Genomic DNA, 22,789 nt, shown 5'->3' on the forward strand with positions numbered 1-22,789 from the left:
TCGCCGAGGAGTAGGCCAGGACGTACGCGGCCGGGTCCTTGATCGTCATCAGGACCTTGTTCGCGTCCTGCGCCGAGAATTTCACCGGCGGGTTGGCCTGCATCGCCTTCTGCGTCTCGTTGAGCGCCTGCGAGTGGACCTCCTGCTGGCGCCCGGTCAGCGTCGCGCCCTGCGCGGTGGCGCCGAGCCACTTGCCGACGTTCGCGAGGTGCACGCGCGCCGCGTCGCCGCCGGCGCCCTTCCAGTCCGAGGTGCTCGCGTTGATCGCGTCGCCGAGGTTCTTCTGGTGCGTCGCCAGCTCGTTGCCGATGCGCACCCACTCCTCCGACGACTCGGCCACCGCGGCCGGGTCCGCCTCCGAGGTGATCGCGTCGACCATCTGCTCGTGCGTCGCATTCTTCCAGTCGGTGTGCGGGACCGCTCCCGGGTCGCGCATCTCCAGGTCGTTGCCCAGGTGCTTCTTCGACTCTTCGAGATTCCGCTCGTACATCTTCTGGATCAGCTGGTCGCGCAGCTTGCCCTGGACGTTCGGGAAGAGCCAGCCGTTGAACATGGCGTCGATCTTCGCCGTCGCGTCCTCGCGCAGCTGGTCGCCCGAGGCCACGTCGTCCGGGCGCACCGGCCCGATGTAGTACTTCGACGACGGGTCCAGCGTCGGGTTGTACAGGTCCTTGTTGGACGGGTCGTAGTCCGTCGAGCTCGGGTCGGAGACGGACTCGGCGGTCGGCTGCTTCTTCTCGGCCACTGGTCTCCCCTTCAGCCCTGTTCGCCCGCGGTGCGGTGGATCCGCTCGAAGGTCTCGGCGGAACTGTGCTCGCGCTCCTTGTAGTTCTTCTTCGCGAGCTTGATCGCCTCGACGTAGGTCGGGAACTCGTCGCGGGCCGCCTGCAACTGGGTGAGCAGGCCCTGCGCGTCGCGCGCGGTCTCGGCCATGTGCTTGCTGACGAACTGCCCGGCCGGGCTCTTCGACATCGCCGGGGCCACGCCGACCTTCTCCAGCGCGTTCCAGCGCGCCTGCAGGGCGTCGACCACGCCTTCGAGCGCGGCGATCATCTTGTCGCCGGTGCTGTCGTCCACCGCGAACGATCCCCGCTCGGCCAGCGTCTTCAGCTGGCGCGCGGGCAGCAGGGCTCTCGTGGCCTGCACCGGGGCCATCCTGTCCTGCATCGCCGTCGCTGCGTCGTCGGTCATCGGGACCTCGTTCTCCTCGTGAACTGTCGCCGTTGCGGGGAAAGGGATGATCAGTAGACCTCGGAGACCGCCTGCTGCACGGCCCGGACGAGATCCCGGCGCCCGGCGGGCCGGTACTCCGCGGTCAGGTCGCCGGACTCGCTGACGGCCGACGTGATCAGGTAGCGGCCGTCGGCGGTGTCGAGCCAGCCGATCGGCGATCCGGCGCGCCGCTCGCCGTGGCGGCCCCAGCCGCTCGCGACGATGTGCCCGCCGCCGAGCCGCGGCTGCGCCAGCACGCGTTCGAGCACCTCGACCCCGCCGGGGGCGGCGCGGGAGACCCGCGGGTCCGGGCGGCGCGGCTGCACGCGCCCGCTGACCTCGATCATCCCGAACGCGTCGGTCTCTTCCTCGTCCTCGGCCGCCTCGGCCCGCCGGCGCGCGGTCATCGCGGACACCTCGCGCTCGGCCGCCTGGCGGACCGTGTGCGCGCCGGTGCTGGCCGGGCGCGCGTGGGGCAGCACCCCGGCGATCACCTCGACCAGTTCCTCGTCGTCGAACAGCGAGAACAGCAGTTCGTCGGTCTTCGCGTCCTGGGTGATCCCGAGCGCCTGCCTGCCGTCGCTGAGCGCGACCACGGCGATGTCCGCGCCGAGGCCGTCGATCCCGCTGACCGCGACCGACACCCGGGGCTTCGCGAGCAGCTCGAAAGCGGTGCGCACGTACGGGCTCAGCTCGTCGCCGGTCGAGAGCCTGCGCTCCTCGATCGCGTCGTTGACGATCTTCGCGACCCGCACGTACCGGTCGGGTTCCGCGGGCACGGAGCCGATCCGCAGCGGGAACTGGCGGATGTTCCCGCCGGTCGCCTCCCCGATCACCAAAGCTTCGACGACGTCGAGAACGAACTCGAACCTGTCCGCCATCCCGAGGGCATCCTTCCCACAGCCGGGTCGGGCACGACCGGCCCCGGCGCCCTTGCGGGACGCCGATTTGCGTTGCCGTGCCTGGGATTCGCAATGGGAAAAGACTATCAGTCCGGCGGGGGCCGGCGATCACCGCGGGGACGGCTGCCCCAATGTACCGAGGGCCGTGTCCGAAGAGACACGACCTGCGGTTTCGCCGCGCGCGCCGCTTGACGCGGGGCCGCGAAGCGACGGAGATTTCTTGCTGCGAAAAAGGCCGCTGCGGATCGCAGCGGCCCTTGTCGCGCCCGGTTTTACCGAGTTGTTCTTCTGTCCTTCGCCGTCGTTTAGCCGGTTCGTTGCTCCACAGTGGACACAGCGTCAGGAGACGCCGCGCGCCCGCTCGATGTCCGGTGAGCGGTACATCCGCTCCGGGATGCGCGCGAGCGTCGATTCGTGCACCTGCGGGCCGAGCCCGTACAGCTTCTGGAAGCTCATGATCAGCGGCCGCCACGCGTCCGGGTCGATGTGGTCGTCCGTGCCCGGCATCCGGATGTCGTCGTGCACGAACACCCGCTGCACGCGCACCTCCAGCCCGACGATGCCGCCGCGCTGCGCCTCGTCGTCCTCGGCGAACGGGTGCACGGACTCCAGCACCGCTTCCATCGCGACCGGGCATTCGGCGACCCGCGGCGGCGCGACCGTCTCGGACGGCGCCGGCGTGAGCCCGGCGCGGCCGAACTTGTCCGCGACGTGGAAGTAGCCGCGCTTCTCCTTGCCCGGCGGGACCGGGTCGGACCCGGTGGTCAGGGCCAGCCGGTCGACCGCGGCGGCCATCGCCGAGGACGGCAGGTTCAGCACGCATTCGCGCGTGCGCAGGAGGTTCTGCGTGGTCTTGGAGCGCGCGCCGAGGCCGAGCATCGCGCGCCAGCCGAGCCAGAACGCCGACGACATCGGGGCCAGGTTGGCCGAACCGTCCTCATTGGACGTCGAGATGAGCACCACCGGGGTGCCGAAGTAGAGGATGCCGGGCTCGATCGTTGTGTGCGCGGGAAAAGTCGTGTTCACACCGCCCAGTCTGGCGACCGCCGCGGGGGCGTCGCTGGCGGAAATCGGCCGTCGCTTTCCCGCCCCGGAAACGCCGTGAGGGGAACCCTGAGGGACTCTGAGTCCCTCAGGGTTCCCCTCACGGACGGTCGGTCAGGCGATGCCCGCGGCGGCCAGGGCCCGGCCGGTGAGGACACGGGCGAGGTGCTGCCGGTACTCGGCCGTGGCGTGCGGTTCGTCCGGCGGCGAAGTGTCCTCCGCGGCCAGTTTCGCCGCCTCCGCCGCGGTGGCCCCGTCGGCGAGCGCGCGTTCGGTGGCCGACGCCCGCAGCGGCGTGCCGCCCATGTTGATCAGGCCGACCGAGCGCCCGGTGACCGCGACGCCGACGATCGCCCAGTCGATGGCCCGGCGGGTGAACTTCTCGAATCCCCAGCCCAGCCCGGCCTGGCTCGGCAGCCGGATTTCGGTGAGCAGCTCGTCCGGCTCCAGCGGCGTGGTGAACGGCCCGAGGAAGAACTCCGCGGCCGGGATGCGCCGCTCCCCCCGCGGTCCGCGCGCGACGAGCGTGCCGTCCGCCGCGAGCACCGCCGCGGGCAGGTCGGCCGCGGAGTCCGCGTGCACCAGCGAACCGCCGATCGTGCCGCGATGGCGCACCTGCGGGTCGCCGACCGAACCGGACACGTGCGCGATCAGCGGCGCGTGCTCGGCGAGCACCGGGTCGTGTTCGAGGTCGTGGTAGCGGGACAACGCCCCGATCACCACCTCGTCGCCCTCGGTCCGGACGAACTTCAGCTCCCGCAGCGGCGCGATGTCCACCACGACCTCCGGCGCGGCGAACCGGAGTTTCATCAGCGGGAGCAGCGAATGCCCGCCCGCGAGCAGCTTCGCGTCTTCGCCGTGCTCGGCGAGCAGCGCGAGCGCTTCGTCCACAGTGGACGCGCGGCGGTAGGCGAACCCGGCCGGGATCACTGCGCCACCTCCTGCCCGGACGCGTCGATGACCGCGCTCACGATGTTGTGGTAGCCGGTGCAGCGGCAAAGGTTGCCCTCCAGCGCCGCGCGGGCTTCGTCGCGCGTCGGCTTCGGGTTTTCTTTCAGCAGCGACACCGTCGCCATCATCATGCCGGGCGTGCAGAACCCGCACTGCAGGCCGTGCTGCTCGCGGAACGCGCGCTGCACCGGGTGCAGCCCGTCTTCGGAAGCCAGACCCTCCACAGTGGTCACTTCGTGCCCGTCCGCCTGAGCGGCGAGCACCGTGCAGGATTTCACCGATTCGCCGTCGAGCAGCACCGTGCACGCCCCGCAGGACGTGGTGTCGCAGCCGATGTTCGTGCCGGTGAGGCCCGCGGTGTCCCGCAGGTAGTGCACGAGCAGGGTGCGGTCGGGCACCTCGTGCGCCACCGTCTTCCCGTTCACGTCGATCGAGACCCGCACGTCAGTTCGCCTTCCTAGCGTCGTTCAGGGCCGTCCACACCCGCAGCGGCGTAGCCGGCATGTCCAGGTGCCGCACGCCGAGGTGGGCGAGGGCGTCGACCACCGCGTTGTGCACCGCCGGCGTCGACCCGATGGTCGCCGCCTCGCCGATCCCCTTGACCCCCAGCAGGTTCCGGGTCGTCGGCGTTTCCATGTCCACCAGTTCGAAATCGGGCAGCTCGGGCGCGGTGACGAACGAGTAGTCGGCCAGCGTCGCGGTCGTCGGGTTGCCGTCCGCGTCGTAGCTCATCACCTCGAGCAGCGCCTGCGCGATGCCCTGGCCGAGCCCGCCGTGCCGCTGGCCCCGGAAGGTCAGCGGGTTCACGATCGGGCCCGCGTCGTCGAGCGCGACCAGCCGCCGCACCTCGACCTTGCCGGTTTCGGTGTCCACCTCGACGACCGCGAGGTGCGCGCCGAACGGGAACGTCGGCGCGCCGTCGCCGAACCAGACGTCCGCGGTGAACCCGTCCGCCTCGGCGGCGACGCGGGCCCAGTCGAGCGTTGTGCTGGACGGGGCGCCGCGGACCTGCCAGACGCCGCGTTCGACGTCCAGCTCCAGATCGTCCGGCGCGGCTTCGAGGAGGTCCGCCGCGACCTGCCGGGCCTGCGCCACGACCTCCTCGGCCGCCTGCCGGATCGCCGAACCGCCGAGCTGCAGCGACCGCGAGCCGAACGTGCCGATCGCGCGCGGGACCTCGTCGGTGTCGCCGTGCCGGACGGTGATCTTGTCCATCGGCACGCCGAGCTGGTCCGACAGCAGCATCGCCAGCGACGTCCCGAGCCCCTGCCCGTGCGGGGAACTGCCGGTCCACGCGGTGACCGAACCGTCCGGGTGCACGTCGACCCGGCCGCTCTCGCCGCCCGCGTCGCCGCCGGTGATCTCCACGTAGGACGCGATGCCGAGCCCCAGCGCCACCGGGTCCCCGGCCTCGCGGCGCTTCCGCTGCTCCTCGCGCAGCTGCGCGTACCCCGCCGCGTCGAGCACCTTGTCGAGCGCCGCGGCGTATTCGCCGGTGTCGTAGGAGCCGCCGGTCGGGGTCTGGTAAGGGAATTCCTCGGGCCGGATGAAGTTGACCCGCCGCACGTCCGCGGGGTCCATGCCGATTTCCGCGGCGAACAGGTCGATCGCGCGCTCGACGGCGGCCGTCGCTTCAGGACGGCCCGCGCCCCGGTAGGCCGCGATCGGCGTCGTCGTGGTGACCACGCCGCGGCTGCGCGTCTGCACCACCGGGAAGCGGTAGACGCCCGGAGCCATCAGCTCGGTGAGCGTCGGCAGGAACAGCGCCCGCGGGTACGCGCCGGTGTCCTGGAGGACGTCGAGCCGGTACGCCAGCACAGTTCCGTCGCGCTTGCCGCCGATGGTCACGGTGTTGCGTTGCGCGCGGCCGTGCGTCATCGAGGTGAGGTTCTCGCTGCGCGATTCGGCCCACCGCACCGCGCGTCCGGCCCGCTTCGCCGCCCAGGCGAGCAGCACCGCTTCCGGGTCCGCGCCGATCTTCGCGCCGAAGCCGCCGCCGACGTCCGGCGCGATCACCCGCACCAGGTCCTCGCCGATCCCGAGCCCGCCGGCCACGATGCTGCGGCCGATCTGCGCGTTCTGCGTGGAAAGCCACAACGTGACCCGGCCGTCCTCGCCCCACGCGACGGACGCCCCGCGCGGCTCGACCGGGGCCGGGGCCACGCGCTGGTTGAGGATTTCCTCGGTGACGACGACTTCGCAGTCCTCGAACACCGAATCGTCGAACTCCTCCGGGCCGTGCGTGTGGACCACGTTGGTGCCGTGGTCCGGGAACACCAGCGTCTCGTCGGCGAGCGCGGTGTCGAAGTCCGCGACCGCGTCCAGCGGGTCGTAGTCCACGTCGACCAGCTCGGCCGCGTCGGCGAGCTGGTACCGCTCCTCGGCGAGCACCAGCGCGACCGGCTCGCCGACGTACCGCACGACGTCCTTGGCCAGGAACGGCTCGGCGACGGGCCCGGCCTTGCCCGGCCCGAGATCGAGATCGGCCGCGGTGTACACCCCGACCACGCCCGGCGCGGTGCGTGCTTCCTCGACATCGATGCCGACGATCCGCGCGTGTGCGATCGGGCTGCGCACGAACACCGCGTGCACGGCGCCGGCCAGCGCTTCTTCCTTGAGGTCGTCGACGTACGTTCCGCCCGCGGTGATCAGCTTCTCGTCTTCGACGCGCACCACCCGGGTGCCGACAATGCTCATCTGTCCTCCTGCTCGGGTACCCCGCCGACTATGCCCGCATCGGCCGCCCCGCGTCAGCCCGAGTAGGCCTGCCAACCCAAAACCACCGCCAGGGAAAGCCCGCCCAGCCCGATCGCGATCCGCAGCGGCGTCGCGGGCAGGTACCGGACCAGCACCGACCCCAGCCACGAGCCCGCGACCGAGCCGAGGCACACCGCGATCGCCGCGGGCCAGTAGACCTTGCCGGTGAAAGCGAACACCAGCGCGGCGATCAGGTTCGCGGTTCCGGTCGCGATGTTCTTCGCCGCGTTCGTGCGGGCCAGCGGCTGGCTCCACGCCGTCGTCAGCAGCGCGAGCATCAGCACCCCGGCCGCGGCCCCGAAGTACCCGCCGTACACCCCGACCAGGAAGGCCGCGACCCCGGTGAGCGGCCCGATTCCGCGGTGCTCGCTGTGCTCGGCCATCCTCCGCAGGCGCGGACCGGCCATCAGCACGATCGACGCGCCGCCGATCAGCCACGGCACGACGACGGTGAACGCGTCCGCCGAGCTGACCAGCAGCACGAGGCCGCCGCACGCCCCGCCTGCCGTCGTGATCAGGCACAACGGCAGCAGCTGGCGACCCTGCCCCTTCAGCTCCGGACGCGCGCCGACCGCCGCCCCGGCCGTCGTTCCCAGCATCGCCACCGTGTTGGTGACGTTCGCCGTGACCGGCGGAAGTCCGGCGGCGAGCAGCGCCGGGTACGAGACCAGCGACGCGAGGCCTGCGGTCGCACCGGTCAGTCCGGCTCCGACTCCGGCGAGGACGAGCAGCAGGAATCCGCCGAGGCCAGTGATCACGTTGTCATCTCAACATGCCGCACCCGGCGATCCCCGGTCGGGGCGCGCGCCGTATAGGTCGTTATACATCCGTTGTCCGAAACCGGACGGGATCGGCCGACAGGGTTGCCCGGGCGCTCCGCCGCCGCAGAGAATCCCCGCTGACAAGGTTGTCAGCAGTCTGGAGGACGCGGGATGGACGGGTTCACCCGGCGGCAAGCGCTCGGTCTCGCGGGCGCCGGAGCCGTGGTCCTCCTCGCCTCGGGAACCGCGGCGCGGGCGGCGTCCCGGCCCGCGCCGGATCCGGTCGCCGCGACGTACCTGCGAGTTCTCCTCCGGCACACCCGCTGGGCCGAGCAACAGTTCGACGCGAGCGCCGGGATCTACCCCGCGCGAGACTTCACCTTCGCGGTCGTTCTCGGCAACGCGCTCCTGCTGACCCGCGACGGGTACGACGCCGCCGTCGCCGGAGTCGACCGCGAGACCCTCCGTGCGCACACCCTCGCCACCATCAAGCACTTCGCCGCCTCGAACCGGCTCACCGGCGGTTCCGAATGGGGCCGGAAACTGTTCTTCGACACCACTTTCCAGTCCTACTTCCAGCTCGCCGCGCGTCTCTTGTGGACAGAGCTGGACGCGGCGACGCAGCGGAACGTCGAGCGCATCGCCGCCGAACAGGCCGCCTACACGACCAGCCTCGGCACCGGCAACGATCCCGCGTCCGGCGACTGGACGCCCAACGGCCTGCGCGGCGGCTACGTCGGCGACACGAAACTCGAGGAGATGGGCGTCTACGCGCAGTCGCTCGCCCCCGCGCTCGCCTGGGCGCCGAACGATCCGCGTGCTCCCGAGTGGCGCGCCGCCTTCGGTTCCTGGAGCCGCAACGAGGGCGGCCTGCCCGCGGCGGACCGGGCGAATCCCCGGCTCGTCGACGGAAAGCCGATCAGCGACAACACCGCGACCAACCTGTACGACACGTTCCTCGTCGAGAACCACGGCTCGTTCGGCCCGCACTACCAGGAAGAACTCTGGCGCACGTCCGGCCGCAACGCGATGCACTTCCTCGCCGCCGGCGTCCCGCTCCCCGAGGTGCTCACCGCGCAGCCGAACGGCGAACTGCTGTGGCGCACCATGCTCCTGATGACGAGCGACGCGGGCGAACCGCTGATGCCGATGGTCGCCGACCGCGAACACCTCTACGGCCGGGACGTCCTCCCGCTGGCCTTCCGCGCCCAAGTGCTCGGCGACCGGCCCGCCGCCTACGCCGAGGCCCAGCTCGCCGCGCGGCTGGAGCCGTACCAGGCGTACCCGCCGGTCGACCGGATCACGAAGTTCTCCGGCGAACCGAAGTACGAACCGGAGGCTCGCGCCGAACTCGCGATCAGCTACCTCCTGCACGAATGGCGCGCCGAACACGGCGGCCCGATCAATGCGGTGCGCAAGGAAGAATTCGACGCCCACGCCGCGCGCGCCGCCGACTTCGGTCCCGGACCAGGCCTGCTGGCCCACCGCTCTCCCGCCGCGTGGGCCGCGACCGTCAGCAAGCCCGGTTTCGTGAAATTCGCCTGGCAGCCGAACCACGACGACTGGCTGTTCGTCCTCGGCGGCGCCAACCCGATGCTGCTGCCCGCCACGAACATCGCGGTGCGCGAACGTCACCCGACGACGTACCGCAAGGTCCGCGACGGATTCGACGGCACCGTCGGCGTCCTGCGGTTCGACACCGGGTACGCCGCGCTCGCCACTCTCCCGACCGGCACCGCGGTCTACGCCAGCACCGGCGTCGCGGCGGACGAAGGCGTGCTCAACGTCTACAACCTGGCCATGCCAGGCGTTCCGGGCCTCGACGGCGACCGCACGTACACCACTGCCGAGGGCTCAGTGACCCTCCAAGCGCAGTCCGGACCGGCGGGTGCGCGCACTGACGACCTGACCTTCGCCCCGGTGGCCGCGCGGCACGTGCGAATGCTTGGCGGGCAGCCGGATCCGCAGTACGGATACTCGCTCTGGTCGTTCGAAGTCCACGACGGCACCGGCCCCGACCTCGCCCTGTCCGGAACCGCGTCCGCGTCTTCCGCGGCACCGGGCAAGGAGGCGAAGTACGCCACCGACGGCAATTCCGCCACCCGCTGGGCAGTGTCCACATCGGACCGACCGCGCGCGGACAGCTGGCTGGCCGTCGATCTCGGCGCCCCGCAACGGTTCGACCGCGTTCGCCTGAGCTGGGAAGCCGCCGCCGGACGGAAGTACCGGATCGAAACGTCTGCCGACGGCGTCTCTTGGACTTCCGTAGCGACCTATCCGGTGCCCGCGCTGCACAGCACCGGCGGCTGGCTGGACATCGACGGCCGCGCCGGGATCGTCGTCACCAGCCCGCATCCGCTCACCGTCACGAACGACCACGTCACGCTTTCCGCCGGTCCGCCCGCCCCGTTCTCGGCCGAGCTGTACCCCGGCCGCGCGGATCTGCCGAAGCTCGCCGGACGTCCTCGCGCCGCCGCGGCCGGAATCCACGCGAGTGTCACAGACGATTTCCTCGTGCTGGCCAACCTTTCCGACCGCGCGGCCACCGGAATTGCTTCCCTGCCACAGGATCGCACGGCCCTGCTGCTGTACCGAGGCACGCAAAACGTCACCCCGACCGGCACCGCGTTCAGCTACGACCTTTCCCCTGCCGAAGGCCGAATCGAACCGCCCCAGTTCACCGTGGGCGGCAGGTCCGGCAGCGCCGTACCGCCCGGCCTGACTGCGGTAGTGCACGACGCCAGCCGAGTCGACCTGACCGCACCGGCCGGACTTCTCCCGGCAGTCGTGACCGTGACCCCGACCGGCGGCCGTCCGCGCACCGTCACGCTCCCGCCGCGCCGCACCGTGCCGGTCGTCTTCGCCGACGCCCGGCCGTACCCGCTGAACGACCGCGCCCTCGGTGCCGTGACCTTCCCCGCCGAACCGCTGCCACCGGGGATGACCAGCCCGGACGCCGCCGTCGACGACAACCCAGCGACAGCGTGGCAACCCGGCCCCGGCGGCCGGTTGGTGGTGGACCTCGGCGCAGCACTGCAGCTCGCGACCGCCGAACTCGCCTGGACAGCCGGACGAGTGCCCGCCACCGTCATCGAGACCAGCACCGACGGCGTCGCCTACACCGAAGCCGCCCGCCCCGACCGGAAACGCACCGCCTCCGTCGCACTCGCCCAGCCAGTGCGATACCTGGCGGTCCGCACTCTGGACTGGCGACCGGGCGACGCCAGCCTCGCTCGGATTTCCGCTCTTACACCGCCGAGCTAGCCGACCGCGCTCCGAACGAGCACTCGAGCGACGCCAGCCCCGCCCGAATCTCCGCGCTCACTTCGCCGAACTAGCCCGCCGCACCCTAGACAGGCACTCGAACAACGCCAGCCTCAGCCGGACCTCCGGCCTCGCACCGCCGAACTAACCGACCGCACTCCGGACCGGCACCCGAGCGACACCAGCCTCACCTGGGCCTCCACCCCACACCGCCGTGCTAGCGCTCCCTGGAATGGCACTCAAACGACATCAGCCTTGCCCGAATCTCCGCCCGCATACCGCCGCCGAACTAGCCCACCGCACGCCGGGACTAGCACCGGCCGACACCAGGCTCACCGAAACCGCCGCGCTCGCACTGCCGCACTTGCCCACCACCCCTGGAGCTGCACCCGAGCAACGCCAACCTCGCCCGAATCTCCGTGCTATCACCCGGCCAGACCAGGCTCACCCACGCCTCCGCCCTCGCGCCGCCACACCCCGGACCGGCACCCGCCCGACGCCAACCCCACTCGAATCTCCGCCCTCACACCGCCGAGCTAGCAGGCCAGTCGTCGAACGGCAACGCGAGCGTGTGCCCGGTCTGCTCGGCCTTCGCGCGCAGGTACCGGACGTTGGTCTCGTTCGCGAAAACCCCCGTGCGGACCCGCTCCCGTACGGCGATGCCGTGCCGCGCCAGCTGAGCCGCCTTGTCCGGGTTGTTCGACAGCAGGTCCAGCTGCTCGACGCCGAACAGCGTGAGCATTTGCGCGGCCGCGGCGTAGTCGCGGGCGTCCTCGGGCAGGCCGAGGGCGGAATTCGCCGCGTAGGTGTCCAGCCCGGAATCCTGCAGCGCGTACGCGTCGAGCTTGTTGTACAGCCCGATTCCGCGGCCTTCCTGGCGCAGGTAGAGCAGGTACCCGCCGGCCTCGGAAATCCGCGCGACCGATTCCGCCAGCTGCGGACCGCAATCGCAACGCGCGGACCCGAACACGTCGCCGGTGAGGCATTCCGAATGCAGCCGCACCAACGGCACCGGACCGGGTTCCCCCAGCACGAAGGCAAGATGCTCGAGCCCGTCGGACAGCCCGGCGAACGTGACCGCCTCGGCCTCGACCGCGGGCCCCTCGCCGAATCGCAGCGGGATCCGCACGCGCGTGCGCACCTGTGGGATGGTCGTCATCGGGCAGCTCCTCTCCCCTCGATGATTCCGACCCTACCCAGAACCACCGACAGAAACGCGCGCCCGGAGTGCGGCCAAGGTCACGCGGGCTCGCGGGCATGGTCGGCGGCCTGGGATTGTTCGCCTCCGAAACCGGTCCGGCGCGGCTCAGCCAAGCCGCGATCCCCCCGCACCACGACCGGACCCCTCCGGCACGGTCGCCCCCGACGCGGACCGGGCACGTCCAGCAGCATCGCCAGCTCGTCGGCGACCGCCCGGGTCGGCACGATCACCCCCGCGCGCCACGCACCTGGTTCAACCAGACAGCCAACCCCCTTCGAAAACCCGGAACTGCACGCGCAGGCCCGTCGGGGAGGGGCACGGCCTGGTACGGGCGCAGGCGAAGGAAACTCCCGGTGTCCAGCGCCCGATCGCCCGTCTTTGCCGCACCGGGATCGCGGCCGTGCCGACCGTACTCCGCTCGGCCCGACCCGACGACCGCTTAATTCCCCCACGTGGACGGCATCCACCCCTCGTCCCCCACCGGCGGCAACTCCGGCGACAGCAAGGCCAGATCCGGCGGCACCAGCACCGCCGCCGAAACCAGCGCCGCCACCAGATCCTCGTCCCCCGCCCCAGGACGGAACCGGAACCGCACCGAATCCAGGACCCCCGCCACCACTTCCGCACTCCAGCCGCCGTCCGGGTCCAACTCAGACAACCGGCGAGCAGCCAGCGAAACCGGCACCGCACGCGGCCTTTCCTCCCGCCGCAGGAAGCCCCGTGCCACCATCGCGAGCACGAGCCGTTCGTCCGGCCGCAGCCGCCCGGCCGGGGGCGGAGGCGGCGTCCCGTCGGCGAGCCGGAACTCCAGCACGTGCTCGCGGTCCCCCGAACCGCGGGCATACACCGGGAGATAGCCGGCCGGCAGCGGAACCGGCGCGGCTCCGGCGAACAGCAGCCGGGACCGCGGCAGCCGCAGCGGCACCTTGCCGGTCGCCCGGACCCACCACCGGTCCGCGTGTCGTTCCAGCACCCCGTGGCGGCGGCTGACCCGGCGGTCGTCCTCGCCGAGCGGCACGGTCACCTCGGCGGTGTTCCGCCCGAACGTGACCGGCCCCCGCGCCGCCGGCGGCACCAGGACTCCCCCCGCGCGTCCCAGCACCGCCAGCGTGCCCGGCGGCGACGCGAACCCCAGCGCGAGGCTCGGGTGTCCCGCGGGCAGCGTCCGCATCTCCTCCCCTGCCACGGACACCCCCTGCGGAGCCGCTGCCGGAACCCCGGGCGCAGCAACCCGCCGGGGGCGCGGGGCCGGATCCGCCGCGCACCGCGAGTCAAGCAGGCGGGGCCGGGACCCCTCCCGGATCGTCCTCGGGTTCGAGCAGCGCCAGGTCCGGCGGGACCAGGGACGTCGACAGCAAAAGTTCCTTGATCAGGTTGTCGTTGAGCGCGTTCCCGACCGGTTCGCCGACCTCTTCCCTCGTCAGCCCGGACACCCCGGCGCGAGCCAGCCGCGCGCGCACGGCGCCGACGAGATGTTCCACGCGCTTGACGCTCCAGCGCGCTTCCGGTTTCAGCTCGGACAGCTGCTCCGCCACCTGCCGCCACGCGAGCGGCTGCGGATACTGGTCCTGCAGCAGATACCGCTGCGCGAGCGAGACGAGAACGAGGCGTTCGTCCGGCGTCAGCCGCCACATCCGCGGCGGTTCGGTCACGTCCTGCGGCCGCGAATCCGGGCGGCGGCCGTCCGCGCCCGCGACGTACACCTCCAGCAGGTGCTCGCGCCCGGCCGAACCGCGCACGAACGCCGCGGTGTAGCCCTCGGCCAGCGGCACCGGTTCCTCCTCCGGGAACAGCAATCGCGAGCCGGGCAGCCGGATCGGCAGCTTGCCGGTGTTGTGCATCCACCAGGAATCCTTGCGGCGCACCAGGAATCCCTGTTTCCGGCTGACCTTCCGGTCGTCCTCGCCGACGCACACGTGCACGTCGTCGCGGTTGCGCCCGAACAGCACCTGCCTGCCGTCGCGCGGCGGCATCCGCACGCCGCCGGTCACGGCGAGCGCGAAAATCGTGCCGGGCGGCGAAGGCGGGACGCCGTGCGCGAGGCTGCCGTGGTCCGGGCCCAGCTCTTCCGGCGGCCCGCCGGCGATCGCGGTCATGTCTTCGGCAGCTTTCCGGCCAGCGAACCGGCCAATGTGGACACTGGAGCGCACAGCCGCTCCGAGGGCGGATTTCCGTGCACCACGACCCGGAGGCGTTCCACCCTCGGGTCCCCGTGCGCGTCGGTGTAGGGACGGTAGACGAGAACCGCCTGGCAGGTGCCGGAGGCGAACTCGTCGGTCTTGAGATACGCGTCGTGTCCGCCGACCTGGACGAGCTGGCCGGTCGTGCTGTCCGGCGGCTGGTCGCGGTCGAACATGACGGTCACCGAACGGTCGCTCGCCAGGCTTTTCCAGTCGCACCACCACCCGCTGAAACCGCGTTTGATCTGGACCGGCGCGGCGACCCCGGCCGCCGAGGAAACCAGGAGCGAGTCCAGCAGCGAGCACGCGTCCACGTACGCCAGCGAACCCGGCGGGAACGGCACCGTGCGCGGCGGAACCCCGGCCGTCGCCATGACTTTCGTCGCCGACGCGACCGCGGTGTCCGCGGCCCGGCACAGGTCGAGCTGGTAACCGTCGTCCTGTTTGGCCGTCACCTCGACCACGAACCGGTCCTGCAGCTGGATCGTCCGCTCGCATTTTTCCGGCGACGCGGCGGCGAACACCGGGAACGGCCCGGACTTCGCCTGAACGCCCTCCACCGGCGCACCGGGCGGATCCTTCAGCTCCACCAGGACGTCCGCTTTGCGGTCGCCCTTCTGCAAGACCACGTCGCAACGGTTGAAGTTCCCGTAGTCCGGAACCACTTCCGGGTCGCCGAACGGTTTCAGCGGCGCGGGATCCATCAGCCGGCACGGGTCCGCGGCCCGCGGGTCGGGGCCGATCCCGAGCTTCGCTCGCGCGACCGGCGGCGTCGCGGCGGGGCCGTCCGGGCGCGTCACGAAATACGTGGTGACCACGACCGCGACGGCCGCGACCGCCACCCCGGCGATCAGCAGCCCGCGCCGGTTGCGCGGCGGCTTCGGCACGTCGACCGGCAGCGCGTCGATCCCCTTCGCCAGCAGTTCCCCCGCCGACACCGCGGTCGGCCGTTCGGCGGGGTCGCGCCGCATCAGCAGTTCCAGGGTCGGCGCGAGACCGTCGGCGTGCCGCGCGCGCGGCACCGTGGCCTCGGCGACGCGGCGGATCGTCGCGTATTCGTTGCCGCCGGAGAACGGCGGCGCGCCCTCGACGGCGGCGAAAAGCGTTGCCCCCAGGGAAAACACATCCGACGCCGCGGTGGGCGGATGCCCTTGCGCGACCTCCGGGGCGAGGTAGTCCGGCGTGCCGCCGATGAGCGGCGAATCGGTGACCGTCTCGTCCGTGCGGACCGAGCGGGAGATGCCGAAATCCGTGAGCTTCGCGCGGCCGTCCGAGGCGATCAGGACGTTGCCCGGTTTGACGTCGCGGTGCACGATGCCGTGCCCGTGCACCGCGCCGAGCGCCGCGGCGATCTGCACCCCGATCTCGGCGACCGTGCGCGCGGGAAGCCGTCCTTCCGCGGCGAGGATCTCGGCGAGGCTGCGCGACGGGACGTACTCCATCACCAGCCACAGCTCGTCGCCTTCGACCGCGACGTCGAAGAACGTGACCACGTTCGGGTGCAGCACGCCGGCCGCCAGCCGGGCCTCGCGGCGCAGCGTCCGCCCGCTCACCACGTCGGACAGCCGGGCCTGCTTGAGCGCGACCTCGCGGCCGAGCCGGTCGTCGTGCGCGCGCCAGACGACTCCCATTCCCCCGCTGCCGACGCGCTCCAGCAGCCGGTACCGGTCGGCGATGAGCTGGTCCGCGTGCACCGACGCTCCCCTCGGCGTGGTCCGACCCCTGTGCCGTAACTCGCAGTAACGATACTGCATCGCGCGCGTTCGCAGGAAGCGGCTCCGGGGACCCCTCCCGCCGTCCGGTCCTATCTTCGCCGCGTCCCCCGCACGAGCGAACGAAGGAGACCGATGCGCACGCCGACCCGCACTCTCGTCCTGGCCGCCGCCGCGGCCCTGGCTCTCGCCTTCGCCCCGTCCGCACTCGCCGCCGGTTCCCGCGTGCACATCACCGAGGGCGGCACGCCGGGCAATCCGCGCGTGTATTCCGGCGGCGGGAAATCCGTTTCCGGCATCGACGTCGACGCCGATTGGGTCGTCGTCGACGGATTCACCCTCGAAAGACCGTCCGCGCCCGGCGTCGAAATCCGCGGCAACCACGTGACCCTGAAGAACACCAGGATCAACGCCCCGCAGGGCGGAGACGGCGACGGAATCCGGTTCTTCGGCGACTACCTCGCGATCGAGCACAACACGATCAGCAACACCTCGAACAGCGGCGGCGCGCACGCCGACTGCATGCAGACCTTCTCCAGCGACAGCCCGCCGAGCAATCACGTCCGGATCGAGGGAAACCGCTGCGAGAAAATCGACAACATGTGCCTGATGGCGGAAGGCCCGAACGACGGCGAAGGCGACGGAAAAGGCCATACGACCGATTTCCTGATCAAGGACAATTTCTGCGAAACGCTCGTGGCCTCGCAAACGCTGATGTTCGAGGACGTGCAGCGGGCCACCATCACCGGCAACACCTTCGCGGCGGGCCCGGACCACGCGATCGGCTTGGCGATCCACTCCACCGGAGCACGGGTCGAAGGCAACCGCGTGGACCCCTCGATCCGGTGCGAGGTCGGCATCGACGAATCGTCCCGGGAGGGCTACGTCGGACCGGAGCCCGCTTGCGCTCCGTGACCATTGTGGACGGTCCGGCTGACAGCGCACGGTGACCGGAACCGACCGGATCCGCGCGGGATTCGGGCAGTCGGGTGATTCGAAAGTGACGTGGTTCACCAGGCGGCGGGAGGGGTACTTCCTCCAGGACGGCACGCGGGCCGCCGAAGGAGACCTCCATGCTCAGTCACCACGAACGCGTCGAGCTGGACAAGATCGAGCGCTGGTTCGAAACCAGCGACCCGGAGCTGGCCGCCGCCCTCCGCCGCGGCAAACCGGCCCGCTCCGCCGCGCTGCTGACCGCGTTCGCGATCCTGCTGGACGTCGCCGCGTGCGGCCTCCTGGTCGCCGGGATCGCCGCGTCGAGCCCCGCGCTCACCGTGTGCGCCCTCTTCGCCGCGGCAGGCGGGGCGGCCACGCACCTCGCCCGCCGCCGCGACCGCGGGTGACTGGCTGAGTCGTTCTGCCGAGCCGCGCCGGTCCGGGTTGGTCCGCGTCCGACCCGGGCCGACGCGACGGGTCGAGCGGCCCGTACTCGCTCTCGCGGCAGAACCTGTCGGCACTGATCGCGTCCGGAACGCCGCCTCCCCAGGCCCGCCCCGGCCACCGGCCGGAACCACTCTCCCGACCCCGCACCACACCAGGCGGGGCCCGCCGACCCGCCCCGTCCACCGGCTTCCGGATGCGCGGCCCGCCCCGCGCACCGCACACTGGTCCGGTGTCCGTATGGGTGCTGCACGTCGATCTCGACCAGTTCATCGCCGCCGTCGAAGTGGCGCGGCGGCCGGAGCTGCGCGGGCGGCCGGTGATCGTCGGCGGGAACGGCGACCCGGCCGAACGCGCCGTCGTGGCGACCGCGTCCTACGAGGCGCGCGAGTTCGGCGTCGATTCCGGGATGCCGCTGCGGCTGGCCGTCAAACGCTGCCCGGACGCCGTCCTCCTCCCCGTCGACGCCCCGGCCTACCAGGAGGTCTCCGACCGCGTGATGGCCCGGCTGCGGGAATTCCCGGTGGTCGTCGAGGTGCTCGGCTGGGACGAGGCCTTCCTCGGCGCGTCCGCCGACGACCCCGAAACGCTCGCCGCGGAAATCCGCCGCGGCGTCGAGGAAGAAACCGGGCTCTCGTCGTCGGTCGGAATCGGCGACAACAAACTCCGCGCCAAACTCGCCACCGGATTCGCGAAACCGGCCGGGATTTACCGGCTCACCCAGGAAAACTGGTGGGACGTCATGGCCGGAAAGCCCACCGACGCGTTATGGGGAATCGGCCGCAAAACCGCGAAGAAACTCGCCGAAGCCGGGTACTCCACCGTTCTCGACCTCGCCGCCGCGGACCCCGACGCGCTCGCCGCCCGGTTCGGGCCGAAGCTGGGCCCGTGGTACCGCCTGCTGGCCGGCGGCATCGGCGACGCCGAGGTGAGCGCGACCCCGTACGTCGCGCGTTCCCGAAGCAGGGAAACGACATTCCAGCAAGACCTCACCGACCCCGCTGCGATCGCCGAGGAGACCGCGGCCCTGGCCGAACGCGTCGCGCGGGACGTCGCCGACGAGGGACGTCCCGCCGCGCGCGTCGCGGTCAAGGTGCGGTTCGCTCCGTTCCTCACCCACACGCACAGCGTGACGCTGGCCGCCCCGTCCGCGGATCCGGCCGTGCTCGCCGCGGCGGCCCAAGAGCTGTTGGGTCGCTTCGATTTCGGCAAACCGGTACGGCTGCTCGGCGTCCGCGCCGAATTCCCGCGCGCTTGACAGGTCCCGGCCGGGCTTGCCAAGGTGGAACGGACGCGCCCGCTGGGGCGCGGCTCCGGGCCGAGAGGCGCTGCGACGGGGTTCCCCCGCCACGCTCGGCCCGCGGGACTTCGGACGAAGGGCGCCTCCTGGTTCAGGAGGTGCCGCGTGCCGCTGGCGTTTCCGGCCCGTTCAGCGCCGTCGCGCGAGGTGGGCCGTGTGATCGGCGACCAGTTCGACCGTCTCCGGCAATACCTGCCGAATACGAGGGAAAACCTGTTCCCGCACCGAAATCGGCAGCACCCGGTACGCCGAAACCGTGGACAGCAGACCGATCAGCTCGTCCGCGCTCAACGTCAGGCGCTGCTGCACGACGACCTGCCGGACGTCGGCGAACAGCTCGGACTTCTCGAGTTCGGTGCCCGGCCACTGCAGTTCGCTCTCCGGCGGCGTGCCGTCCGGCGGCGGGAACCCCGCGCTTTCCAGAAACGGCGCCTGCGCCTCGTCGATCGCTTGCCGCACCACGGGATCCGCCGGCCGGACCGGCCCGCCGAACGACGCGAACACCCCGCCCGGCGCGAGCAGCGCGGCGATGCGCGGCCACCGCCCGGCCGGATCCGTCCAGTGCAGTGCCGCGGCCGAGTACACCAGCCCGTACTGGCGGTCCGGCCGCAGATCCTCCAGCGCGCCCTCGCGGGTCTCGACCTCGGCGGGCAGGTGCTTGCGCAGTTCGGCGAGCATCGCCGGATCCGGGTCGGTCGCGGTGACCGCGATCCCCCATCCCGCGAACAGCCGGGTCGCTTTCCCCGTCCCGGCCCCGATTTCGAGGGCCTCGGCGATCGGCGCGCCCGCGTAGTCCAGCACCTTTTCGGCTAGCTCGGCGGGATATCCCGGCCGGTACCGCTCGTACTCCGCCGCCACTGCCCCAAAACTCAACGCGCGCTCTGTCATGCCGGGCATTCTGGCCTGCTTCGCCCCGCGCGCGCTTCTCTTTTCGGACGCCGGCAAGGCGCCCTTAGCCCATTCTGCCCGAAAAACCCCGAAAGGAACGGAAAATGCCGCCCACCCTGCGTACCGCCGGAGCCTTGGAGTTCGCGGTCGCCGACCTGTCGCTCGCCGCGGCCGGACGCATCCAGCTCGACCTCGCCGAGCACGAAATGCCCGGCCTGATGGCGCTGCGCCGCGAGTTCGCGGAGTCCCAGCCGCTCAAGGGCGCGCGCATCGCGGGCTCGCTGCACATGACCGTGCAGACCGCGGTGCTGATCGAAACGCTCGTCGCGCTCGGCGCCGAGGTGCGCTGGGTGTCCTGCAACATCTTCTCCACCCAGGACGAGGCGGCCGCCGCGGTCGTCGTCGGCCCGCACGGAACGCCGGAACGACCCGAGGGCACCGCGGTATTCGCGTGGAAAGGCGAAACCCTCGACGAATACTGGTGGTGCACCGACCAGCTGTTCCGTTTCCCCGGCGGCGAACCGCCGAACATGATCCTGGACGACGGCGGCGACGCGACCCTGCTCGTCCACAAGGGAGCCGAGTTCGAGAAGGCGGGCGCGGTGCCCGCCGCGCACGAGGACGACCCGGAGGACTACCGGATCCTGCTGCGCACGCTGGCGGCGAGCCTGGCTGAGGACCCGGAGCGGTTCACGCGGATCGCAGGCGCGATGCGCGGGGTCACCGAGGAGACCACGGCGGGCGTGAACCGGCTCTACCAGCTCGCGGCCGCGGGCGAACTGCTCTTCCCGGCGATGAACGTCAACGACTCGGTCACCAAGTCGAAGTTCGACAACAGGTACGGCATCCGCCATTCGCTCCCGGACGGCCTCAACCGCGGCACCGACGTGATGATCGGCGGCAAGTTCGCCGTCGTGTGCGGCTACGGCGACGTCGGCAAGGGCGCGGTCGAGGCGCTGCGCGGACAGGGCGCGCGCGTCGCGGTGACCGAGGTCGACCCGATCTGCGCGCTGCAGGCCGCGATGGACGGGCTCGACGTGGTGGAACTCGACGACGTCGTGGAGCGCGCCGACATTTTCCTCACCACCACCGGCAATTTCGGCATCGTCTCGGCCGAGCAGATGCGGAGGATGAAGCACCAGGCGATCGTCGCGAACGTCGGCCACTTCGACAACGAGATCGACATGGCCGGGCTCGCGAAGGTCCCGGGGATCGTCAAGACCGAGGTCAAACCGCAGGTGCACACGTGGCGGTTCCCGGACGGGCACGCGGTCATCGTGCTGTCCGAGGGCAGGCTGATGAACCTCGGCAACGCGACCGGGCATCCGTCGTTCGTGATGTCCGCGTCGTTCGCGAACCAGGTGCTCGCGCAGATCGAACTGTTCGGCAAGCCGGGCGAGTACGCCAACGACGTGTACCGGCTGCCGAAGCAGCTGGACGAGAAGGTCGCGCGGCTGCACCTGGACGCACTCGGCGTCCGGCTGACCAAGCTGAGCAAGGAACAAGCGGAGTACATCGGCGTGGACGTGGACGGACCGTACAAACTGGACCACTACCGCTACTGACCGCGCGGCCGGAAGCTGCCGGACGCTGCCGGGAAAAAAGGGGCCCTCCGGCTCCGAGGGGGAGGGAGAGCCGAAGGACCCCCGGTAGTGTTAGCACATTGCCAAGCAGCTTGTACACGGCCGGGTACCCGATCGGGTAGGCCGCCCCGGCCGCGCGACGGGGCGGCCGGGGGTGCCGCCGGGCGTCAGGAAGCCTGCCGCAGCAGGGATTTCTCCGCTCCGGTGCAGGCGCACCCGGCGTCGAGGGTGTGACAGTCGATGATCAGGCCGTGCCGGACCCGGTCGAGGTCGACGCACGCCGCGTCGGTGCACTCGGCGAACCCGCGGTCCGGGTGGACCACCAGGGTGCCGTGACAGTGGTCGATGCCGCTCGTGCAGAACGCGCACTCCATGCTCAGCCGCCTTCCGCTCAGGTATTCGAGTCCCCGGCTCCGTTGCTTCGGGGCCGGACTCCTCCTTGGTACCACTGGAAATCTCGCGGTCGCAGAATACCCGGCGGCGTGTCGGCCCCACGGACCGGTGAAGTGCGCCGCACTCGCTCACCGGGCGTGACGATCGGCATTTTCCGGACGGCAGCGGTGAAATTTCACTGTTCCGCACCGCGGAACAACCCGCGCCGCCCGTCCGGCACCGGCGAAAGCCCCGCTCAGGCGCTCTTCGGCCGCCTTGCCCGCGCAGCCGGTTTCTTCGCCGCGGTTTTGCCTTCGCCGGCGGCTTTCTTCGTCTCCTTGGCGGGCCCGCGGCTCTTCTTCGCCGCCGACACGCTCGCCTCCAGCGCCGCCATCAGGTCGACGACCTCGGCCTTCTCCCCCTGTTTCGGCGCGCCGACGGTCTGGCCGCCGCCCGCCTTCGCCTCGATCATCGCTTCGAGCGCTTCCCGGTAGGAGTCCGAGTATTTCTCCGGTTCGAACACCGGCTCGGACAGCGAGTCGATCAGCGACCCCGCCATCGTCACCTCCTGCGCGCGGACCTGCGGCGGATCCTCGTGCAGGAACGGGAAATCCGGGACCCGGACCTCGTCGGCCCACAGCATCGTGGTCATCACGAGCACGTCGTCCACGACGCGCAGCAGCGCCAGGCTCTCCCGCTGGCGCACCGCGACCTTCGCGATCGCCACGTGGCTCGCCTTCTGCAGCGCGTCGCGCAGCACGATGTACGGCTTCACCGCGTTCTTCTGCGGCTCCAGGTAGTAGGTGCGGTCGAACCGGATCGGGTCGATCGACTCCAGCGGCACGAATTCGAGCACGTCGATCGAATGCTGGGTGGGCAGCGGCAGTTCGGCGAGATCGGCGTCGGTGATCACGACCATCTCGCCGTCGGGCAGCTCGTAGCCCTTGGCGATGTCGGAGTAGGGCACCTCCTCGCCGTCGATCGAGCAGAACCGCTTGTACTGGATCCGCCCGCCGTCGGCGGCGTGCACCTGGCGCAGCGACACGTTCTTGTTCTCGGTCGCCGCGTACAGCTGGATCGGGATGCTGACCAGCCCGAAGGACACCGAGCCCTTCCACATCGACCGCATGCCGCGCACCTCCGCCGTCCGCCGGTACGTATTCACGCTCGGTGACCACCGTAGCCGCGATCGTCCGAATCCGACAGTCCGCGCAGGTCCGGGGGCTGCGCGCAGGCGCCGCCCGTGTGCAACCGCTCACTGGCGGCCGCGTCGCGCCGCTGG

At 71.3% G+C, this 22,789-nt stretch carries 19 protein-coding genes, 1 pseudogene and 1 riboswitch; of the genes and pseudogenes, 5 read left to right on the plus strand and 15 right to left on the minus strand.

The window, feature by feature from the left end; all coding sequences use genetic code 11:
• The 8 genes and pseudogenes from SSMG_RS21025 to SSMG_RS21060 all read right to left on the minus strand — a co-directional run.
• Window positions 1-745 (minus strand): annotated as a pseudogene (locus SSMG_RS21025) (hypothetical protein); the annotation flags it as partial.
• An 11-nt stretch (window positions 746-756) separates the two neighbouring features.
• The gene (locus SSMG_RS21030; RefSeq protein WP_009079235.1) at window positions 757-1,191 is read right to left on the minus strand and encodes a hypothetical protein; all 435 of its coding nucleotides are present in this window, start codon (window positions 1,189-1,191) and stop codon (window positions 757-759) included.
• 50 nt (window positions 1,192-1,241) lie between these two features.
• Window positions 1,242-2,093 (minus strand): ESX secretion-associated protein EspG, encoded by an 852-nt coding sequence (locus SSMG_RS21035; RefSeq protein ID WP_009079237.1) that lies wholly within the window; start codon window positions 2,091-2,093, stop codon window positions 1,242-1,244.
• A 360-nt stretch (window positions 2,094-2,453) separates the two neighbouring features.
• Window positions 2,454-3,140, minus strand: coding sequence for a flavin reductase family protein (locus SSMG_RS21040; protein ID WP_037714367.1), 687 nt, complete (start codon window positions 3,138-3,140; stop codon window positions 2,454-2,456).
• A 132-nt stretch (window positions 3,141-3,272) separates the two neighbouring features.
• Window positions 3,273-4,088 (minus strand): xanthine dehydrogenase family protein subunit M, encoded by an 816-nt coding sequence (locus tag SSMG_RS21045; protein ID WP_009079240.1) that lies wholly within the window; start codon window positions 4,086-4,088, stop codon window positions 3,273-3,275.
• Window positions 4,085-4,552 (minus strand): (2Fe-2S)-binding protein, encoded by a 468-nt coding sequence (locus SSMG_RS21050; protein WP_009079242.1) that lies wholly within the window; start codon window positions 4,550-4,552, stop codon window positions 4,085-4,087. Before SSMG_RS21050 ends, SSMG_RS21045 begins: the two co-directional genes overlap by 4 nt.
• 1 nt (window position 4,553) lies before the next feature.
• Window positions 4,554-6,806 carry a xanthine dehydrogenase family protein molybdopterin-binding subunit gene (locus SSMG_RS21055; protein WP_009079244.1) on the minus strand — a complete coding sequence of 751 codons (2,253 nt, stop codon included), beginning with the start codon at window positions 6,804-6,806 and terminating at the stop codon, window positions 4,554-4,556.
• A 53-nt stretch (window positions 6,807-6,859) separates the two neighbouring features.
• Complete coding sequence (locus tag SSMG_RS21060; protein WP_009079246.1) at window positions 6,860-7,624, minus strand: sulfite exporter TauE/SafE family protein; 765 nt, start codon at window positions 7,622-7,624, stop codon at window positions 6,860-6,862.
• Window positions 7,625-7,798: 174 nt separating this feature from the next.
• Between SSMG_RS21060 and SSMG_RS21065 the strand changes: the two genes are divergently transcribed.
• The gene (locus SSMG_RS21065) at window positions 7,799-10,891 is read left to right on the plus strand and encodes a discoidin domain-containing protein (protein WP_009079248.1); all 3,093 of its coding nucleotides are present in this window, start codon (window positions 7,799-7,801) and stop codon (window positions 10,889-10,891) included.
• Between the two features lie 523 nt (window positions 10,892-11,414).
• Here the strand turns inward: SSMG_RS21065 and ribA are convergent.
• The 4 genes from ribA to SSMG_RS21085 all read right to left on the minus strand — a co-directional run bounded on the left by ribA (window position 11,415) and on the right by SSMG_RS21085 (window position 15,966).
• Entirely contained in the window at window positions 11,415-12,050 is a 636-nt protein-coding gene (gene ribA, locus SSMG_RS21070) for a GTP cyclohydrolase II (protein ID WP_009079250.1), read from the minus strand.
• A gap of 481 nt (window positions 12,051-12,531) precedes the next feature.
• Window positions 12,532-13,278: an FHA domain-containing protein gene (locus tag SSMG_RS21075; RefSeq protein ID WP_158688058.1), complete on the minus strand. Its 747-nt coding sequence runs from the start codon at window positions 13,276-13,278 to the stop codon at window positions 12,532-12,534.
• 85 nt (window positions 13,279-13,363) lie between these two features.
• Window positions 13,364-14,188, minus strand: coding sequence for a hypothetical protein (locus SSMG_RS21080; protein ID WP_050788239.1), 825 nt, complete (start codon window positions 14,186-14,188; stop codon window positions 13,364-13,366).
• A complete protein-coding gene (locus tag SSMG_RS21085; protein ID WP_009079257.1) occupies window positions 14,185-15,966 on the minus strand; it encodes a serine/threonine-protein kinase in 1,782 nt (593 codons plus the stop codon). Before SSMG_RS21085 ends, SSMG_RS21080 begins: the two co-directional genes overlap by 4 nt.
• Before the next feature lie 153 nt (window positions 15,967-16,119).
• Between SSMG_RS21085 and SSMG_RS21090 the strand changes: the two genes are divergently transcribed.
• The 3 genes from SSMG_RS21090 to SSMG_RS21100 all read left to right on the plus strand — a co-directional run bounded on the left by SSMG_RS21090 (window position 16,120) and on the right by SSMG_RS21100 (window position 18,622).
• Entirely contained in the window at window positions 16,120-16,899 is a 780-nt protein-coding gene (locus SSMG_RS21090) for a right-handed parallel beta-helix repeat-containing protein (protein ID WP_009079259.1), read from the plus strand.
• Window positions 16,900-17,057: 158 nt separating this feature from the next.
• Window positions 17,058-17,327, plus strand: a complete 270-nt coding sequence (locus SSMG_RS21095) for a DUF3040 domain-containing protein (protein WP_009079261.1) — start codon at window positions 17,058-17,060, stop codon at window positions 17,325-17,327.
• Window positions 17,328-17,596: 269 nt separating this feature from the next.
• A complete protein-coding gene (locus SSMG_RS21100) occupies window positions 17,597-18,622 on the plus strand; it encodes a DNA polymerase IV (RefSeq protein WP_037714372.1) in 1,026 nt (341 codons plus the stop codon).
• Between the two features lie 56 nt (window positions 18,623-18,678).
• A riboswitch (S-adenosyl-L-homocysteine riboswitch) is annotated at window positions 18,679-18,756 on the plus strand.
• Between the two features lie 37 nt (window positions 18,757-18,793).
• Here the strand turns inward: SSMG_RS21100 and SSMG_RS21105 are convergent.
• Window positions 18,794-19,552, minus strand: coding sequence for a trans-aconitate 2-methyltransferase (locus SSMG_RS21105; RefSeq protein WP_037714375.1), 759 nt, complete (start codon window positions 19,550-19,552; stop codon window positions 18,794-18,796).
• Between the two features lie 104 nt (window positions 19,553-19,656).
• Between SSMG_RS21105 and ahcY the strand changes: the two genes are divergently transcribed.
• Window positions 19,657-21,117, plus strand: coding sequence for an adenosylhomocysteinase (ahcY, locus tag SSMG_RS21110; RefSeq protein ID WP_037714377.1), 1,461 nt, complete (start codon window positions 19,657-19,659; stop codon window positions 21,115-21,117).
• 185 nt (window positions 21,118-21,302) lie between these two features.
• On the opposite strand, the gene SSMG_RS21115 is transcribed toward ahcY, so the two are convergent.
• Complete coding sequence (locus SSMG_RS21115) at window positions 21,303-21,509, minus strand: hypothetical protein (RefSeq protein ID WP_037714380.1); 207 nt, start codon at window positions 21,507-21,509, stop codon at window positions 21,303-21,305.
• Window positions 21,510-21,763: 254 nt separating this feature from the next.
• The gene (locus tag SSMG_RS21120; protein WP_009079269.1) at window positions 21,764-22,636 is read right to left on the minus strand and encodes a Ku protein; all 873 of its coding nucleotides are present in this window, start codon (window positions 22,634-22,636) and stop codon (window positions 21,764-21,766) included.
• Window positions 22,637-22,789: the final 153 nt, after the last annotated feature.

This window comes from Streptomyces sp. AA4, from assembly GCF_000158875.1.
Taxonomy (GTDB): Bacteria; Actinomycetota; Actinomycetes; order Mycobacteriales; family Pseudonocardiaceae; genus Amycolatopsis.

Bases quoted from the DNA above. Each gene is read 5' to 3' on its own strand.
- SSMG_RS21030 (WP_009079235.1), bottom strand. From the start codon at position 1,191: ATGACCGACGACGCAGCGACGGCGATGCAGGACAGGATGGCCCCGGTG.
- SSMG_RS21035 (WP_009079237.1), bottom strand. From the start codon at position 2,093: ATGGCGGACAGGTTCGAGTTCGTTCTCGACGTCGTCGAAGCTTTGGTG.
- SSMG_RS21055 (WP_009079244.1), bottom strand. From the start codon at position 6,806: ATGAGCATTGTCGGCACCCGGGTGGTGCGCGTCGAAGACGAGAAGCTG.
- SSMG_RS21065 (WP_009079248.1), top strand. From the start codon at position 7,799: ATGGACGGGTTCACCCGGCGGCAAGCGCTCGGTCTCGCGGGCGCCGGA.
- ribA (WP_009079250.1), bottom strand. From the start codon at position 12,050: ATGACGACCATCCCACAGGTGCGCACGCGCGTGCGGATCCCGCTGCGA.
- SSMG_RS21080 (WP_050788239.1), bottom strand. From the start codon at position 14,188: ATGACCGCGATCGCCGGCGGGCCGCCGGAAGAGCTGGGCCCGGACCAC.
- SSMG_RS21090 (WP_009079259.1), top strand. From the start codon at position 16,120: ATGCGCACGCCGACCCGCACTCTCGTCCTGGCCGCCGCCGCGGCCCTG.
- SSMG_RS21095 (WP_009079261.1), top strand. From the start codon at position 17,058: ATGCTCAGTCACCACGAACGCGTCGAGCTGGACAAGATCGAGCGCTGG.
- SSMG_RS21105 (WP_037714375.1), bottom strand. From the start codon at position 19,552: ATGACAGAGCGCGCGTTGAGTTTTGGGGCAGTGGCGGCGGAGTACGAG.
- ahcY (WP_037714377.1), top strand. From the start codon at position 19,657: ATGCCGCCCACCCTGCGTACCGCCGGAGCCTTGGAGTTCGCGGTCGCC.
- SSMG_RS21115 (WP_037714380.1), bottom strand. From the start codon at position 21,509: ATGGAGTGCGCGTTCTGCACGAGCGGCATCGACCACTGTCACGGCACC.
- SSMG_RS21120 (WP_009079269.1), bottom strand. From the start codon at position 22,636: ATGCGGTCGATGTGGAAGGGCTCGGTGTCCTTCGGGCTGGTCAGCATC.